This is a genomic window from Kitasatospora sp. NPDC094019, assembly GCF_044764505.1.
Lineage (GTDB): Bacteria > Actinomycetota > Actinomycetes > Streptomycetales > Streptomycetaceae > Kitasatospora.
Map to the genome: position 1 here is coordinate 20,060 of NZ_JBIWIF010000022.1, position 15,121 is coordinate 35,180.

At 72.9% G+C, this 15,121-nt stretch carries 10 protein-coding genes; 4 read left to right on the plus strand and 6 right to left on the minus strand.

Annotated features, from left to right (window positions below):
- Nucleotides 1–104 precede the first annotated feature (104 nt).
- The 4 genes from ACIQ9P_RS33620 to ACIQ9P_RS33635 form a co-directional block, all read right to left on the minus strand.
- Nucleotides 105–344 carry a hypothetical protein gene (locus tag ACIQ9P_RS33620; protein ID WP_402364961.1) on the minus strand — a complete coding sequence of 80 codons (240 nt, stop codon included), beginning with the start codon at nt 342–344 and terminating at the stop codon, nt 105–107.
- 1,268 nt (nt 345–1,612) lie between these two features.
- Nucleotides 1,613–3,790: an acyltransferase family protein gene (locus tag ACIQ9P_RS33625; RefSeq protein ID WP_402364964.1), complete on the minus strand. Its 2,178-nt coding sequence runs from the start codon at nt 3,788–3,790 to the stop codon at nt 1,613–1,615.
- Between the two features lie 144 nt (nt 3,791–3,934).
- On the minus strand, nt 3,935–5,779 hold the full coding sequence (locus tag ACIQ9P_RS33630) for a glycosyltransferase family 2 protein (protein ID WP_402364967.1): 1,845 nt from the start codon (nt 5,777–5,779) through the stop codon (nt 3,935–3,937).
- A gap of 162 nt (nt 5,780–5,941) precedes the next feature.
- Nucleotides 5,942–6,529, minus strand: coding sequence for a GNAT family N-acetyltransferase (locus ACIQ9P_RS33635; RefSeq protein WP_402364970.1), 588 nt, complete (start codon nt 6,527–6,529; stop codon nt 5,942–5,944).
- A 266-nt stretch (nt 6,530–6,795) separates the two neighbouring features.
- On the opposite strand from ACIQ9P_RS33635, the gene aroA reads away from it, so the two are divergent.
- The gene (aroA, locus tag ACIQ9P_RS33640) at nt 6,796–8,040 is read left to right on the plus strand and encodes a 3-phosphoshikimate 1-carboxyvinyltransferase (RefSeq protein WP_402364973.1); all 1,245 of its coding nucleotides are present in this window, start codon (nt 6,796–6,798) and stop codon (nt 8,038–8,040) included.
- Nucleotides 8,041–8,073: 33 nt separating this feature from the next.
- On the opposite strand, the gene ACIQ9P_RS33645 is transcribed toward aroA, so the two are convergent.
- A complete protein-coding gene (locus ACIQ9P_RS33645) occupies nt 8,074–8,859 on the minus strand; it encodes a DUF4239 domain-containing protein (protein WP_402364976.1) in 786 nt (261 codons plus the stop codon).
- Nucleotides 8,860–9,169: 310 nt separating this feature from the next.
- Here ACIQ9P_RS33645 and ACIQ9P_RS33650 point away from each other — a divergent pair, with 310 nt between their 5' ends.
- The 3 genes from ACIQ9P_RS33650 (at nt 9,170) to ACIQ9P_RS33660 (ending at nt 14,153) form a co-directional block, all read left to right on the plus strand.
- On the plus strand, nt 9,170–9,517 hold the full coding sequence (locus tag ACIQ9P_RS33650; protein WP_402364979.1) for a rodlet layer protein: 348 nt from the start codon (nt 9,170–9,172) through the stop codon (nt 9,515–9,517).
- 549 nt (nt 9,518–10,066) lie between these two features.
- Nucleotides 10,067–10,939, plus strand: coding sequence for a lysozyme (locus tag ACIQ9P_RS33655; protein WP_402364982.1), 873 nt, complete (start codon nt 10,067–10,069; stop codon nt 10,937–10,939).
- Nucleotides 10,940–11,120: 181 nt separating this feature from the next.
- A complete protein-coding gene (locus ACIQ9P_RS33660; RefSeq protein ID WP_402364984.1) occupies nt 11,121–14,153 on the plus strand; it encodes an NACHT domain-containing protein in 3,033 nt (1,010 codons plus the stop codon).
- Between the two features lie 117 nt (nt 14,154–14,270).
- Here ACIQ9P_RS33660 and ACIQ9P_RS33665 read toward each other — a convergent pair whose 3' ends face one another.
- Nucleotides 14,271–14,861 (minus strand): TetR family transcriptional regulator, encoded by a 591-nt coding sequence (locus tag ACIQ9P_RS33665; protein WP_402364987.1) that lies wholly within the window; start codon nt 14,859–14,861, stop codon nt 14,271–14,273.
- Nucleotides 14,862–15,121: the final 260 nt, after the last annotated feature.

A 15,121-nucleotide genomic window follows, 5' to 3' on the forward strand; every position in this document is an offset into this window, starting at 1 on the left:
GTCGGCGGGCCGGGACCGCTCGCACGAGGTGCGGGCTCCCCGGCCCGGCCCACGGCGTCAAGGGGCCGCGTCAACATCACCCCTGCCGCGCTTCACCCCTGCGGTCAGGCTTCGCCCGGGTGCCGGGCGGGCCATTCCCACGGGCGGTCGACCCACTGGACACGGTCCGGATCGCGCGGGTCGAGGTCGGGGAAGAGCTGGTGGATCCGCGGTTCGAGTTCCTCCGGGGCGAGCGGCTCCCAGCCGTGCCCCTCGAAGCGGACCAGTCGGTACCGGCTGTCGGTGCGGAACTCGGCGACCTCGACCAGGCTCGTCGCCGTACCGGACGTGCTGTTCGTTTCCATGCCCTCAGCATGTGTCCGACCCCCGGTCGCCGCACCCGGGCTGCGGCAGCCAGCGTACGGCGGCGGCCCGGTTCCGGCGGGCGCGCTCGCGGGACCGCCGTCCTGGTCATGTCCGGCCGTCGGCAGGCTCGTTGAGCAGCGCGAGCGGGGCCCGCGACGGCCGCCGCGCGGAGCGAACCGTCCGGCCCGCCCGGCACACCCCGGCCCTCCCGGCAGGCCACGCGCGGACGGGCGGCGGTGGACGACGGCAGGAGGACGAGGACATGGGCGGACAGGCGGCAGACGGCGGTACCCCGCCGGACGGCGGACCGGCGGACAACGCACCGGTGACCGGCCCGGTGGCGGGCGCACCGGTGACCGGCCCGGTGGCGGCGACCGGTCCGGTGGCGGGCCCCGGCGCGGGCGCCGCGCCGTGGCAGTGGCCGACCCCGGCCTGGCAGCCGCCGCCGGTTCCGGTACCGCCCCCGGGCCCCGTCCCGGCACCGCCCTGGGAGGCGATGGCGGAGGCCGCCGAGGCGGACCGGCGACGACGACGCCGGACCTGGGCGGCGAGCGCCGTCGGGATCGTCGCCGGGCTGGCGGCGGTACTCGCGATGTGCGGGCCCGGGTCGGGCGAGGAGTCGTCCGGGGTCGTGGCCTTCCCCGGCCCCTCGACGCCACCGCCGCTCGCGCCCTCCCCCGCCGCCTCACCGACCCCCGGCCTGCGGCCGGTCCCGGCGCCCTCCCCCTTGCCGTCGCCGACGAGCAACGAGGGCCCGGCACCGGCCGCACCGGCACCCGCCGGGCCGGACCCGGGCCCGGTCGTCGCGGGCGGCCCCCCGGCCGGCGCCCCGCCCGGCACCGACGGCGGCGACCTCACCGGCGGCACCCGCCCGAGGCCGAACCGTTCACCGCGCCCGGCACCCACCCGGGCCACCCGCGCCCCCGCCACCCCGCCCGCACCGGCGTCCGCACCGGCACCCGCGGCAAATACCCCGGCCCCCGCGCCCGCGCACTCCCCCGCCGCCGCAGCGCCGGACGCCGCCCCGGCACCGGGAGCGGGCGGCGGCACGATCTGCGACCAGGCCGAACACTTCGGCCGCTGGCCCGCCGGCTCCGAACAGGCCCGCATCTGCCGGGGAATCTACGGCTGATCCCTCGCTCCCGCACCCGCCCGGGCGCCGTTCGACGCGCCTCGTTCCGGCATCCACGTCACCGCCGACCCGGACCGGGAACGACGGCCGCCCGCCCACCGGGGACGGTGGGCGGGCGGCCGGGTGCGGCGGGTGTCAGGAGACGGGCGCGGGCGCGGGGTCGGGGCCGAGCAGGGCGTGGTCGAGGCGCGGAGCGAGGACGCGGGCCAGCGTGTCGGTGATGTGGCCGGTGTCGCGGTAGAGGATCACGCCCTCCAGGACGGCCGGGCAGTCCGGGCCGGTGCCGGGGCAGAGCAGCGGGCCGACGTCGAGGGACCGGACCCGGTAGCGCTCGGCGAGGCCGCCGTCGAGCAGCGGGTCGCGTTCGAAGGCTGTGGCCCGGGGGAAGAAGCATTCGTCCGAACGGCCGTCGGAGCCGGCCAGGCAGGTCGGGATGTCCTTGCCGGGCATCGGGGTGTCGCCCAGGTAGGCGAGCGGCGCGCCGAGGGCGGTGAGGCGGTCGAGGGTGCGGGTCCAGCCCTCGGTGCGCTCGTCCTGGCCGCCGTACCGGTTGAGCCCCGCCATCAGCACCAACCGGGGCCTGGGACCGGAGGTGAGGCGGGTGAGGGTGTTCTCCCGCCAGCGGTCGCACTCCTCGAAGGTGCGGCCGAGAACGTTGTTGCGCACCGTCAGGGTGGCCAGCGGACAGCCCGGCTTGACCAGCACCTCCAGCGCCCACTGGCGCTGTTCGGCCATGGCCAGGGCGGCGGAGATCCACTGGCCGGCGTGGGAGTCGCCGAGGAGCACGATCCGGTCGGGGCTGGACTCGGTGCCGAACAGGCAGCGCGGGCTGTTCTCGGCGCCGAGCGGGATCTCGCACCCCTTGCCGGGCGGGAAGTCCTCGCGGGCCCGGGCCAGCGAGGGGGTGAGTGTGAGCACCCGGGCGCCGGGGGCGAGGAGGCCGGGGCCGTCCACCGCCCCGGCGGGGGCGACGGTCGCCCGGTCGGGGTCGCCGAGCGCGCGGACCGTGCCGCCGCCGAGGGTGAGTCCGGCGATCAGCGGGATGACCAGGGCGCTGGCGCCGACGGCGAGGCCCCGGCGCGGGGCCGGGCTGCTGCCGTAGCGCAGCGGCTGCTCGACCAGCCGCATGGTGAGCCAGGCGGGCACGGCGGCGGCCGCGGTGAGGGCGACCAGCGTGGGCCAGGACAGGGCGCCCCAACGGGCCTGGGCGATGGTCAGTACCGGCCAGTGCCACAGGTACCACGCGTAGGAGAGACGCCCGGCGGCCCGCAGTGGGCGGGTGGCGAGCAGGCGGCCGGCGTCGCCGGGGCCGAGCGCGCGGTGCGCGGGGCCCGCCAGCAGCACGGCGGCGGTGCCGAGGACGGGCAGCAGGGCGGCCGTGCCGGGGAAGGGCGTGTCGCGGTCGAAGCGGAGGACGGCGGTGAGGAGCGCGGCGACGCCGGCCCAGCCGAGGACGCGCAGCAGGCCGCCGCCGAGCCGGGCGCCGGGGCCGCCGCGCGCGAGCCGGGTGCTGAGGGCCGGACCGGCGAGGGCGACGCAGCCGCCGGCGGCGAACTCCCAGAGGCGGCTGGCAGTGGAGAAGTAGCCGAGCGGCGCGGAGCCGGCCGTCCAGCGGACGCAGAGCAGCAGCGAGACGCCGCCGACGGCGAGGGTGGTCAGGGTGGCGGCGGTGACGGTGCGCCGGCGGTGTCCGGCGAACAGCCGGGCGAGGCCGAGCAGGAGGACGCCCCAGAGCAGGTAGAACTGGTTCTCCACCCCCAGTGACCAGAAGTGCTGGAGCGGGCTGGGGTCGTGTTCGGCGGCGAGGTAGTCGGTCTGCTGGCCGACGAAGCGCCAGTTGGAGAACTGTCCGGCGGCGGCGATCAGGTCCCGGGCGAGATCGGTGCCGCGCAGCGGGTCGAGCAGGGCGCCGCCGGCCAGCGCGGTGGCGACCAGGACCACGGCGGCGGCGGGCAGGATGCGGCGGGCCCGGCGGGCGGCGAAGTCCCACAGGCCGAGCGGGCGGGCGAGGAGGAGGCCGGTGATCAGGAAGCCGGAGACGACGAAGAAGACGTCGACGCCGACGTAGCCGCCGGTGAGACCGGGGACGGCCGCGTGGAAGGCGAGCACCGAGAGCACGGCGACACCGCGCAGACCCTCGATGTCGGGGCGGAAGGCGCTCCGGGGGCGCGCGTCGGCGGTGGCGGGTCCGGCCGGATCGGGTTCGGCGACAGCGGGCCCGGCAACAACGGGCCCGGCGGACGAGGAGGAGAGGATGTCGGTCGGGACGAGGGCGCGTGACGGCTCGGCGCCTGGTGGTACGGCCGTGGGCACGGCGAAGCTCCTTGCAGGGGCTGGCAGCGGTGGTCGGGGCCGGCGGGCCGATGGGGCGGCCGGCCGGCAGTCCGCGCCGGTGGGGCGACGCGCAAGGAAGGGTGAAGCGGAACTATCGGGGAAGAGCGCTGAATCGACGAGACGTCAGAACATCAGCGGGTCGGCCCAGCCGGACGCCAGCAGGCCGCAGAGCAGCAGCACCGCGGTGACGGCGACGGCCTCGGCGGGCCCGAAGCGCAGGTCGGACGGGCGGCCGGGCCGCCGGTCGGACGGCCGGGCGAGGTCCGTGACGGTGGCGCCGTTGCCACCGCGGACCAGCGGCCACAGGGCCCGGATCAGCGGAACCACCGTGTAGGTGGTGAGCGCGAGCAGTCCGGCGAGCGCCCAGAAGGGCTGCCAGCCGTAGGAGTTGACGGCGCGGACGAGTCCGGCCGCACCCGCGACGACCACGAGACCGAGCCAGCCGACGCCGATCCGGGCGACGGTGCGGGCCAGCGCGGTGCCGCCGGAGACGGCGCCGGTGGGCACCCAGTCGGCGCTGCGGCGGCGCAGCGCGTGCGCGATGGCGACCACATGGCAGAGCCCGCCCAGGAGTTGGACCCGGGTGACCTCGAAGCGCCAGTGGGTGCGGGACATCGCGGGGAGCAGCACGAGCGCGACCCAGATCGGCGGCAGGAACGGCAGCACCTGCCAGGGGGCGATCTCGTCGGGGCGGAAGAACAGCATGATCAGGGCCGGCAGCGGCACGGCGAAGACGTTCACCGCGCTGGTGAGGTAGCCGAGGATGCCGTTCCAGAAGCAGAGCCGGGCCGAGCGGGGCAGCGGGCCGCGCCGGAAGTCGGGGTCCCCGACCAGGGCCAGCGAGCCGAGGCACCAGCGGTACTGCTGGCTGATGAAGGCGGGCAGGCCGGTGGGCGACATGCCCTTGGCGAGCAGCGCGGGCACGTACCGGGTGGTCCACCCGGCGCGGGCGAGCGAGAGGCCGGTGTAGAGGTCCTCGCTGTGGTCGATCTCGGCGAAGCCACCGACGCGTTCGAGTGCGGCGCGCCGGTAGAGCGCGTTGGTGCCGCAGCAGACGGTGCCGTCCTGGGCGTCCCGGGAGGGCTGGATCCAGCGGTAGAAGATCTCCTGGGTGGCGCCGGCCGCGCGTTCGAGCCAGGACATCCCGGCGTCGGTGTCGAAGCACTGCGGACTCTGCACGATGCCGATGTCCGGATCGTCGAGGTAGGGCACCAGGTGCTGCAGGAAGTCGGGACGTGGGCAGAAGTCCGCGTCGAGGACGGCGATGATGTCGCCGGTGCCCTCGACCAGGCCGTGGTTGAGGTTGCCGGCCTTCTTGAAGCGGCCCCGGTCGGGGCGGCTGCGGTACTCGAAGCCGTAGGACTCGGCGAGTTCGCGCACCTCGGGGCGGGCGGCGTCGTCGAGGACCAGGACGGTCAGCTCGCCGGGCCACTGGACGGCGGCGGTGTGCCGGTAGGCGTTGTCCAGAACGGTGAGCGGTTCGCCGGCGGTGGGCAGCAGGAGGTCGACGCCCGGGTGCCGGACCGGGCGCCAGGCCCGGACCAGCAGGTCGTGCGAGTCGCGGGTGAAGCGCCGGGAGCGCTGTCCGTCGACGACGGAGAGCAGCCAGGTGGCGGCGTTGAGCACGGTGAGGACGAGGAACGGCCAGAGCAGCGGACGGCTGAGCGCGAACAGGCCGAGTGTCGCGGTGGCACCGGCGTAGGAGAGGGTGGCGCAGAGCAGCACCCAGCGGCGCTGCGGGCCGAAGTACCAGTAGAGCTCCTCGTCGTCGGGCGGGCTCGGCAGGCGCGACCCGTCGTCGTCGGATCCGTCGGAACGCGGGTCGGGGCGCGGGTCGGGGCGGGCGCCGGGGCGCCGCTCGGGACTCCCGCCGGAGCGGCTGTCGGGTCCGCCGCCGGGTATTCGGAGACGGGGGTGGAGCGGTTCCCGGTCGGGCGCGGACACGGCGTTGCCGTGGTGTACGGGCATGCGGAATGGCCCCCTGAGCTGGGACGGAACGTGGCCTTTCGTCGGCCAGCCTCTCACGCTGGTCTGGACCAATCGATCATCGGCGGTGACCTTCGCGCATCGCCCCAGGTCAGGGAGTTGACATTGCGTCAGATTCGTACACCACCTGACGCCGCGTCACCACTACCGGACGGTAATCTCCTTGATCAGCTTCTCGAACCGCAGATCCGGACGGAGCGGGATGCCGAAGCGCTCGTTGCCGTAGGGGAACGGCGAGTAGTCGCCGGTGCGGCGGAAGCCCCGGCGCTCGTACCAGGCGATCAGCTCCGTGCGCTGCTCGATCACCGTCATCTCCATCTCGACCACCCCCCACTCCTCGGCCGCGTAACGCTCGGCCCGCGCCAGCACGGCCCGCCCGAGGCCGCCGCCCTGACGGCCGGGGCGGACCGAGAACATGCCGAAGTAGGCGCGCGTGCCGCGGTGTTCCAGCTGGCAGCAGGCGAGCAGCTCGCCGTCCAGCTCCGCGAGCAGCACCACGCCGTTCTGGTGGGTGACGGCCGCGGTCACGCCCTCGGCGTCGGTGCGCTGCCCGGCCAGCAGGTCGGCCTCGGTGGTCCAGCCGGACCGGCTGGCGTCGCCCCGGTAGGCGGACTCGACCAGGTCCAGCAGGGCGGGCACGTCCGCGGGGGTCGCGGCACGGAAGTCCGGCCGGTCGGTGCCGGCGGCCTCGGGGGCCGCGCCGGTGGTGCTCTCGGGCACGGGGATCCTCATCTCTGGCTGCCCGGACGGCAACGGCCCGGGCGGGGAGCGGCGGCCGTTCGGCCGATCCCTCGCATCGTGCCACAGCCGCCCCCCGCTCCCGACCTGCGCGGACGGCCCGCCCCGGCCGTCGCCGCCCGACCCCGCCACCGTCCGCCCACACCGCACGTCCGTCCACTACCCGGACACCCTCGCCCGGGCCGTACCGCCTCCGGCAGGATGGCGGGAGGACCACGAACCCCGCCCGGCACGCCCGGACCGCCCACCCCGGAGGCCCCATGACGACCGTCGAGATCCCCGGCTCCAAGTCCGTCACCGCCCGCGCGCTGTTCCTGGCCGCCGCCGCCGAGGGCACCACCACCCTGCTCCGCCCGCTGCGCTCCGACGACACCGAGGGCTTCACCGAGGGGCTGCGGGCGCTCGGCTACACGCTCACCGCCGGGCCGGACCGGTGGACCGTCGAGGGCCGCCCGCAGGGCCCCGCCCACGACGCCGAGGTCTACTGCCGCGACGGCGCCACCACCGCGCGCTTCCTGCCCGTGCTCGCCGCCGCCGGCCGCGGCCGCTTCCGGTTCGACGCCTCCGCCCAGATGCGCCGCCGCCCGCTCGGCCCGCTCACCGGGGCCCTGCGCGACCTCGGCGTCGACCTCCGGCACGAGGAGGCCGAGGGCCACCACCCGCTGCGGATCGCCGCCGCCGGCGTCCGGGGCGGCGCGATCACCCTCGACGCGGGCCTGTCCTCGCAGTACCTCACCGCGCTGCTGCTGCTCGGCCCGCTCACCGAGCAGGGCCTGCGGATCACCGTCACCGACCTCGTCTCCGCGCCGTACGTGGAGATCACCGTCGCCATGATGCGGTCCTTCGGCGCCACCGTGACCCGCACCGGCCGGGTCTTCGAGGTCGCGCCCGGCGGCTACCGGGCCGCCGAGTACCCGGTCGAACCGGACGCCTCCACCGCGAGCTACTTCTTCGCCGCCGCCGCGCTCACCGGCCGCCGACTGACCGTCCCGGGGCTCGGCAAGGACGCGCTCCAGGGCGACCTGCGGTTCGTCGACGTGCTGGCCCGGATGGGCGCGCGGGTCGAGGTCGGCGACGACCGGACCACCGTCGAGGGCCCCGCCGGCGGCCGGCTCTCCGGGCTGACCGTCGACATGCGCGACATCTCCGACACCATGCCGACGCTGGCCGCCCTCGCCCCGTTCGCCGACGGACCGGTGCGGATCGAGAACGTCGCCAACACCCGGGTCAAGGAGTGCGACCGCCTGGACGCCTGCGCGGAGAACCTCCGCCGGCTCGGCGTCGACGTCGCCACCGGGCCCGACTGGATCGAGATCCGCCCGGGCACCCCGCGCGGCGCGGCCCTCGCCTCGTACGGGGACCACCGGATGGTGATGTCCTTCTCCGTCACCGGCCTGCGGACGCCCGGGATCACCTTCGACGACCCGGGCTGCGTGCGGAAGACCTTCCCCGAGTTCCACGAGGTCTTCGGCCGGCTGCGCGAGGAGTGGACCACCACCGGCTGACCCGCGGCGCGACCTCCGGGAGGGGTGCCCTCGCTACCAGAACCGGGCGAGGGCACTCTCCTTGAACGGCTGTGGGGACACGCTCAGGTCCCCCGAGAACGGCCGGTCCAGCACGACCACCAGCAGCAGGCTGAAGCCGATCAGGGTGGCCGCCGTGCCGACGAACAGCAGCCGGACCCGCCGGTCGCGCACCCCGTACACGAGGGCGAGCGCGGTCATCACCACGGCACCGCCGAAGATCAGCGCCTGCAGCAGCTCGGGCAGACTCCCCCGGCTGTCGGCGAGGCGGCTGCGGCGGAGGCCGGCGACCTCGTTGAGGCTGTCCAGGGCCTTGGCGTAGAAAGCCTGCTCGGAAGCCGTTTCCGGCTGGTAGCCGACGAACACCCGGTACATCCCGTCCACCGCCCGCGTCGTCACGGCCGAGTCCCCCTGCCCCGCCCGCATCAGCGGCCACTGGTCCTCCACCACGGCGTGCACGTAGTCGTGCACGGCCGTGAGCACCGCCGCGCGGGTGGCGGGCGGGAACGCCTCGGCGTCACGCACGATCTGGGAAACGGCGCTCGCCTCGGCGGCCACGGTGTGCCCGGCGTCGTGCAGGTCGGTCCACAGGTTGACCACGACGAACGCCAGGATGATGCCGTAGATCGCGCCGAACATGCCCAGCAGCACCCCGGCCATGTCGTTGTACTCGCCCTCGGCCAGGCCGGGGAACCGGCGCAGGGCCAGCACACTGGCCGCCACTGCCGCCAGCACGAATCCGCCGACGACCAGCACGGCCAACGGCACGGTCGGCACGTGGTTCAGCAGCCACAGCTCCACCGCCTCGACTCCTCGTGGACCGGGCCCCCGACGGGCCTCCCGCAGCCATCATGGGCGCTCCCCCGGCGCCCGCCCCGCACATCCACCGCCCGGGAACGGCGTGGCGGCCCCGGCGGCCCGGGCCGGATCAGCCGTGCGGGTGTCGATGGCGGCCGATTCCGCCGGAACTCGTAACTTTCCGGACCGCCGTTCTTTGGTCAGGACAGCAGTGACTGCAACCGGTTCAGGGCGTGCACCACCTTCAGCCGGCGCCTGATCGATCATCAAGTGATCGACCAGTGCTTCGATTTCATCTTGAGAGGAATGCGAAATGTTCAAGAACTCCCTCGCCGCCGCCGGCCTGGCCGCCGCTTGCATCGCGATGTCCGCCGGTTCGGCCTTCGCCATCGCCGACGCGGACGGCGCCGCCACCTCCGTGCAGGGCAACGGCGGTACCAACCAGACCGGCACCCACGGCGACCACAGCGCCAACTTCCACACCCTCGACAACCCGAACATCTGCCTCCCGGAGGTCCACAACATCGCGGTCGGCGCGGTCATCGGCGTGGCCGTCCCGATCGAGGTCCCGGTCCTGAACAAGACCCCGAAGCAGATCTGCAACGTCGGCCACAACACCCAGTCCTCCGGCGACGGCGGTGTCTCCCACCTGATCGGCTGATCCCGCGGCATCCCGCCCGGCCCCGGTGACACGTCCCGGGTGCCGGGTGCCGATGTCCCTCGACGGACGCCGAACGCCCGGCCCGGTCTCCCGGCCGGGCGTTCGGCGTGTGCGGGCGGAGCTGGCGACATCGGGACCCGGCGACGCCCGGGCGAGTCCGCAGGTCCCACCGCCGCCCGCAGGTCCCACCCCCGCCCGGCGGCCCGCCGCGGGCCGCCGGGGTCACGCCGGTCGCGCGAAGACTGGACGACCAGTGGCCGACCGGCACGGGAAGGCCGGGCGGCGCGGGAGCGCGGACAGGCGCGTTCCCGCAGGACCCCGCCGCCCCGCCCCAGGGGAACACCCCCAGGTGACCACGGGTCCTCCGGGCACGGAGGCATCCCGATGGTCGGAACCATCCTCCTGGGACACCCGGTCGGAATGTGCCCACCGGTATCTGGCGGTGCTGGCACGTACATGGCTACCCTGCTGGCGCCGGACGCCGTCACCGGCCGTCCCGGCAGTCCGCACCCACCCCACGGGTCGTCAGCACCGGACCAGAGGAGTGTCATGCCCAGCACTTCCCGCTCCGCCAGCCCCTCCCGCACCACCGGCCTCCGGCAGCGCCCGCGACGCCGGCTCGCCACGTTCGCCGCCGTCGCCACCGCCGCCGCCCTGGCCGTCGGCCTCGCCGCCCCCGCGCACGCGGCCGGCGGCCACCTGCCGCCGATCCACCCCGAACTCGACTTCGCCGGCTCCACCGTGGCCGTCCACGAAGGCCGCGACGGCACCGCCCCTCTCGCCGCCCTCGCCGTCACACAGACACCCGGACTCGACGTCGCCAGCTACCAGGGCAACGTCAACTGGTCCTCGGTACGCGCCAACGGCGCCCGCTTCGCCTACGTCAAGGCCACCGAGGGCACCACCTACACCAACCCGTACTTCGCCCAGCAGTACAACGGCTCCTACAACGCCGGCCTGATCCGCGGCGCCTACCACTTCGCCCTGCCGGACCGCTCCTCCGGCACCGCCCAGGCCAACTGGTTCGTCGACCACGGCGGCGGCTGGTCCCGCGACGGCAAGACCCTCCCGCCGGCCCTCGACATCGAGTACAACCCCTACGGCGCCACCTGCTACGGCCTCACCCAGAGCGCCATGGTCAGCTGGATCCGCTCCTTCAGCAACACCGTCCACACCCGCACCGGCCGCTACCCCACCCTGTACACCACCACCAACTGGTGGAGCACCTGCACCGGCAACAACGCCTCCTTCGGCGCCACCAACCCCCTGTGGGTGGCCCGTTACGCCTCCGCCGTCGGCACCCTCCCGGCCGGCTGGAGCTACCAGACCATCTGGCAGCACGCCGACTCCGGCACCTTCCCAGGCGACCAGAACCTCTTCAACGGCGCCTTCGACCGCATCCAGGCCCTCGCCAACGGCTGACGCCCGGTACGGGTGCACCTGCGGCTCTCAGGGGCACCCGTACCACCCGACCACCTCGACACTCGACGGTCCCGCCCGCCTCCTCCGTGAAGCCGCACACCGTGCGCACCGGCAGCGTAGTGCTAGCTTCTCCGGAGCAGACGGTGAACGGCAGTTCCGTACATAGGCGTTGAGGTGATCGGTGACCAATTCGGCAGCAGCGACGTTCCACCGCATGGAAGGGTTCTACGCAGCGGGCGGCACCCGGAGCGTTCAGGAGAGCTTCTCGGCGCTCGACTTCGAGGTTCGCTTCCTGGCCCTCCTGGCCGCTTCCACCCTTCGTGCGACCGGCCTGCCCATGCCACCCATAGGTCGTTCACCCGGCCTGGGTGAGTGGATCTCCCTTCTTCGCGACCTCCGTTCGCGCCTCGACGGCGCCGAAGCCGGTGGCACGGCGAGCCGTGTGAGACATGCCGTGACCAGTGCGCTGGCCCGATATGACGAAGGGATACCGGGCGCTCCCTCCGGACTGCGGGCCACCAAACAACTCCGTGACCACGTGAGCCACGGCGGAGCGATACCGCCGGGCCTGTCGCACACGGTGGACGCGCTCGTCCGCGCGATCTCCGACATCGTCGCGGCCTGCCTGGCGGACGCCACGGTCTCGCTCACCGACACGGGCGACACGGAGTTGCGCCCGGCCTTCGTCTGGCCCGACACCGAGGTCGGGCTCTGGCCATTCCTCTACGTGACGACGGACGACAGTTGGCATGTGTTCTCCAGGTTCGTCGGCGACGATCCGTCGTTCCTCGCCTTCGGGACTCCGGGCTACCGGTCCACCCTCAGCGCGGGACCGATTCCGACCTCGCTCAACCAACTTCTCAAGCCTCGACACCAGTCGGACTCACAAGATCCCTTCCGGAGAAATGCCGAGAGGGACCTCAGGGCCTTTGCCGATCTGATCGCACCGCCACCGGAGTACTTCGATCACGGGCAAGGGTTCGGCTACGAATGGGGCAAGTCGACCAGCGGGGGCACGGAGCACCGAAGGGACTACTTCCGTCATGGCCCCGACGGCCCCCAGTGGCGGGACGAGAACGCCTGGGTCCCTTACCGCGACTACCTCCGACGGCTGGCCAACTGGCCCGTCGTCGCCGGTCGGCTGTCGCGCACCCTGGACCAGATCGAGCGCCGGATCACTGAGGAGGAGAGCGAGCAGCTCGGCTGGAAGCCGCAGATCGCCGCGCAGCGCGAGGCACACGTCAAGGTCACCGATTACGACGGTACGAACGCGCAGCAACAGCGCTTCGCCGAACTGATCGACGGCGTGGACGACGACCTCGGCGTGGAGAAGGGCACGACCCAGGTCGTCTTCATCAACGGCGAGGCCGGGATCGGAAAGACTCGCGCGATGGTCAAGGCCGCACGGGATCGAGCCCGAGAGGTGGAGCAGAACGAGGGCAACGCGACCGGCAACCTTCCGCTCTTTCTGTACGTGCGGTCTACCGGACGGGTCCTGGACGGTCTCGACGCTGCGGTCAACGATGCCGTGATCAGAACGGAAAACCTCAACGAGGAGCGCGTCAAGACTCTCTGCCGCAACGGCCTGGTGGCTCTGCTCATCGATGGCTTCGACGAGTTGCTCGGCGGAGCCGCCTACAGCGACGCACTCGACTCCCTCAAGGACTGGCTCAACGCGCTGGGCGGCCGGGGAGTCCTGGTGGTCTCCGCCCGCTCGTCCTACTACGTGAACCAGTACCGGTCCAGTGTCCAGCGCGCCAAGAAGCAGGGCGCGGCGGTCCGCCACCGGGTCGCCGAGGTCCTGCGCTGGACCCCCGATCAGATCCGTTCGTTCCTCGACGACTATGGCGTCCCTGCCACCCGCTTCCAGAATCTGTCGCCTGCCGACAAGGAACTGCTCGGTCTCCCCTTCTTCACCCGGGCCTTCGCCGAAATGTGCCGCGCGGGGGACTACGACCAGGAGTCCGGTACTGTCACCTCGTTCACCGAGCGACTGCTGGACCACTACATTCTGCGGGAGGAACGCAAGCTCACGCCCACCTCCGGCAACGCAGCGGGGCTCCTCGACCGCGGCGAACTGCGGCGCACGTTCGAGTATGTCGCGGAGATCATGGCCGAAAGCCATGAACGTGAGGTCGACTCCGATGAACTGGAGATGGCTGCGACGATAGCGCTGGATCTGGCCGACGTGGAGGAACTGGACAATCGGGAAGGTCTTCGGGACCGGCTTCAGGTGCTGTGCGGGCTGGCGGCCGGCGCGACGAGCAACGGACCCACCCGATTCCGGTTCCAGCACGAACTGTTCTTCGACTACTTCCTTGCCGGGATCGTCACACGTCACCTGGACGAGCGTCGGCTCGCGGCCTTTCAGCGGCTCCTGAGTCGGTCGGAGTGGCGGACGGCCACAGTGAACGCCGTGGCCGCAGCGGTCGACCCGACATGCATCGTCGAGGCACTGACCGACTTCCCACCGAAGGCGACACGCCAGGACGATGGCTTCCACGACAGCGTCCTCGCGACCAACCTCGGCAGCCTGTGGTCCGCGTTGATCCGGCACACTCGGGAAATTCCGTCGACGCCGATCCTCGGCGCCACGTTCACCGACCCGCTCGACCTCACCGACGTCAAGGCGGACAGCGCCAAACTGGTCGACTGCCAGATGGAGAAGCTGATCCTCCCGGAGACCGACGGTTGGCGCATCAAGCTCGACGGAACTCATGTCAAGAAGATCACCACAGGAGTGGGCAGGACCGACCTGACGGGGCTGAGCGGAGTCGTGCACAAGGAGGTCGTGGAACTCTACCTACGGCCCGACCGCTACTGGTCCCGTCGTCAGGAGATCCTTGAGGCACTGTTGACGTGCGAAGCAGCCGTCGTCGACGCTCCGGCACCGTCCAACGGCACCGACTCGGTGCTGGCGGAGGCATCACGCCATTACCTCAGGCATCTCATGGAGCACGCCCAGTCCACTCTGATCCTCAAGGACGACCATCAGCCCGAGGACCACCGCCTGAAGTGGACGCAGGAGTACGAGGGTGAATGGAAGCGCTTCATCAGCGCGCTTCGTGACTCCGACCTGGCCAGGTTGGAGAATCTCGCGGCCAAGGGATCCAAGAAGGTTCGACTGAGGCTCAATCTCGGCGCCGCTCTCATTCTCGACGAGTCCTCGGAAGAGCCAAGGATCCGCGCGTTCTGGGAGAGCGTGGAACGGTAGCCGTTCGCGTCACCCCCGGGCGGGGGTGACGCGAACGCCGTCACGATCCTTCGTCCCTCCGCCCCGGGAAGCCGCCCAGGGCGGAGGGAGTGGCACGGGATGGTGCGGCAGCGCGGTTCACCGGGCGGTGGTGAGGGAGTCCAGGAGGATGCGCCAGGCGGCGGTGTAGGCGGCCGGGTCGTCGGGGGTCGTGTCCGGGGGGCCGAAGGTGACGTGCGGGGCGCCGTGGAGGACGGCGAGGAGGAGTTGGGCCACCAGTTCGGGCGGGCGGGGAGCCATCGTGCCCTCACCCTGGGCGCGGCGGATCAGGACGACCAGGCCGCGCTGGACGTCCGAGAAGATGTCGGGCACCGGGGCGTCCTGGTCCGGGACGTCGGCGGCCAGGCGGAGGGCCGCGCGCAGGCGGACGTCCTCCTTCACCCGCTGCGCGAGGTCCAGGACGAGTGTCTCCAGAACGGTGGCGGCGCCGACGCCCGGGACGTCGCGGGTCAGCCGCATCTCCTCCCAGACCTGCCGGGACTGGGACATCAGGGCGCCGGCGAGTGCGAGTTTGGAGTCGAAGTGCCCGTACAGCGCGCCCTTGGTCATGCCGGTGCGCTGCGCCACCGCGTTGAGGGTCGCCCGGCTGTAGCCCTGACAGGAGAACTCCTCGGCCGCGGCGTCCAGCACCTTCTCCCGCGTCCGCCGGGCCCGCTGCTGCTTCATCATGCGTCCTCCTCGGGATCCGGAGAACATTCCGTTGCTCAGGAATGTTCTCGGGGCGGCACGGTGGCCGCCCGGTTCTGCTCAGATCCGACCGGGAACATTCATGGATGCTTCCTCCCCCGAGGTCGCGAACTCCCGCGCGGGACCGCTACATTGCGGTGCCCCCACGGGCGTGACAGCTCAGGAACCTACCTTCCGGAAGGATTGGCGTCGAGGCGGGCTTCCCGCCGCCCTGTCCGAAACGCCGTCACCCGGCGGGAGTT

Coding starts and splice junctions, on each gene's coding strand:
- ACIQ9P_RS33620 (WP_402364961.1), bottom strand. CDS start 344: ATGGAAACGAACAGCACGTCCGGTACGGCGACGAGCCTGGTCGAGGTC.
- ACIQ9P_RS33630 (WP_402364967.1), bottom strand. CDS start 5,779: ATGCCCGTACACCACGGCAACGCCGTGTCCGCGCCCGACCGGGAACCG.
- ACIQ9P_RS33635 (WP_402364970.1), bottom strand. CDS start 6,529: ATGAGGATCCCCGTGCCCGAGAGCACCACCGGCGCGGCCCCCGAGGCC.
- aroA (WP_402364973.1), top strand. CDS start 6,796: ATGACGACCGTCGAGATCCCCGGCTCCAAGTCCGTCACCGCCCGCGCG.
- ACIQ9P_RS33650 (WP_402364979.1), top strand. CDS start 9,170: ATGTTCAAGAACTCCCTCGCCGCCGCCGGCCTGGCCGCCGCTTGCATC.
- ACIQ9P_RS33655 (WP_402364982.1), top strand. CDS start 10,067: ATGCCCAGCACTTCCCGCTCCGCCAGCCCCTCCCGCACCACCGGCCTC.
- ACIQ9P_RS33665 (WP_402364987.1), bottom strand. CDS start 14,861: ATGATGAAGCAGCAGCGGGCCCGGCGGACGCGGGAGAAGGTGCTGGAC.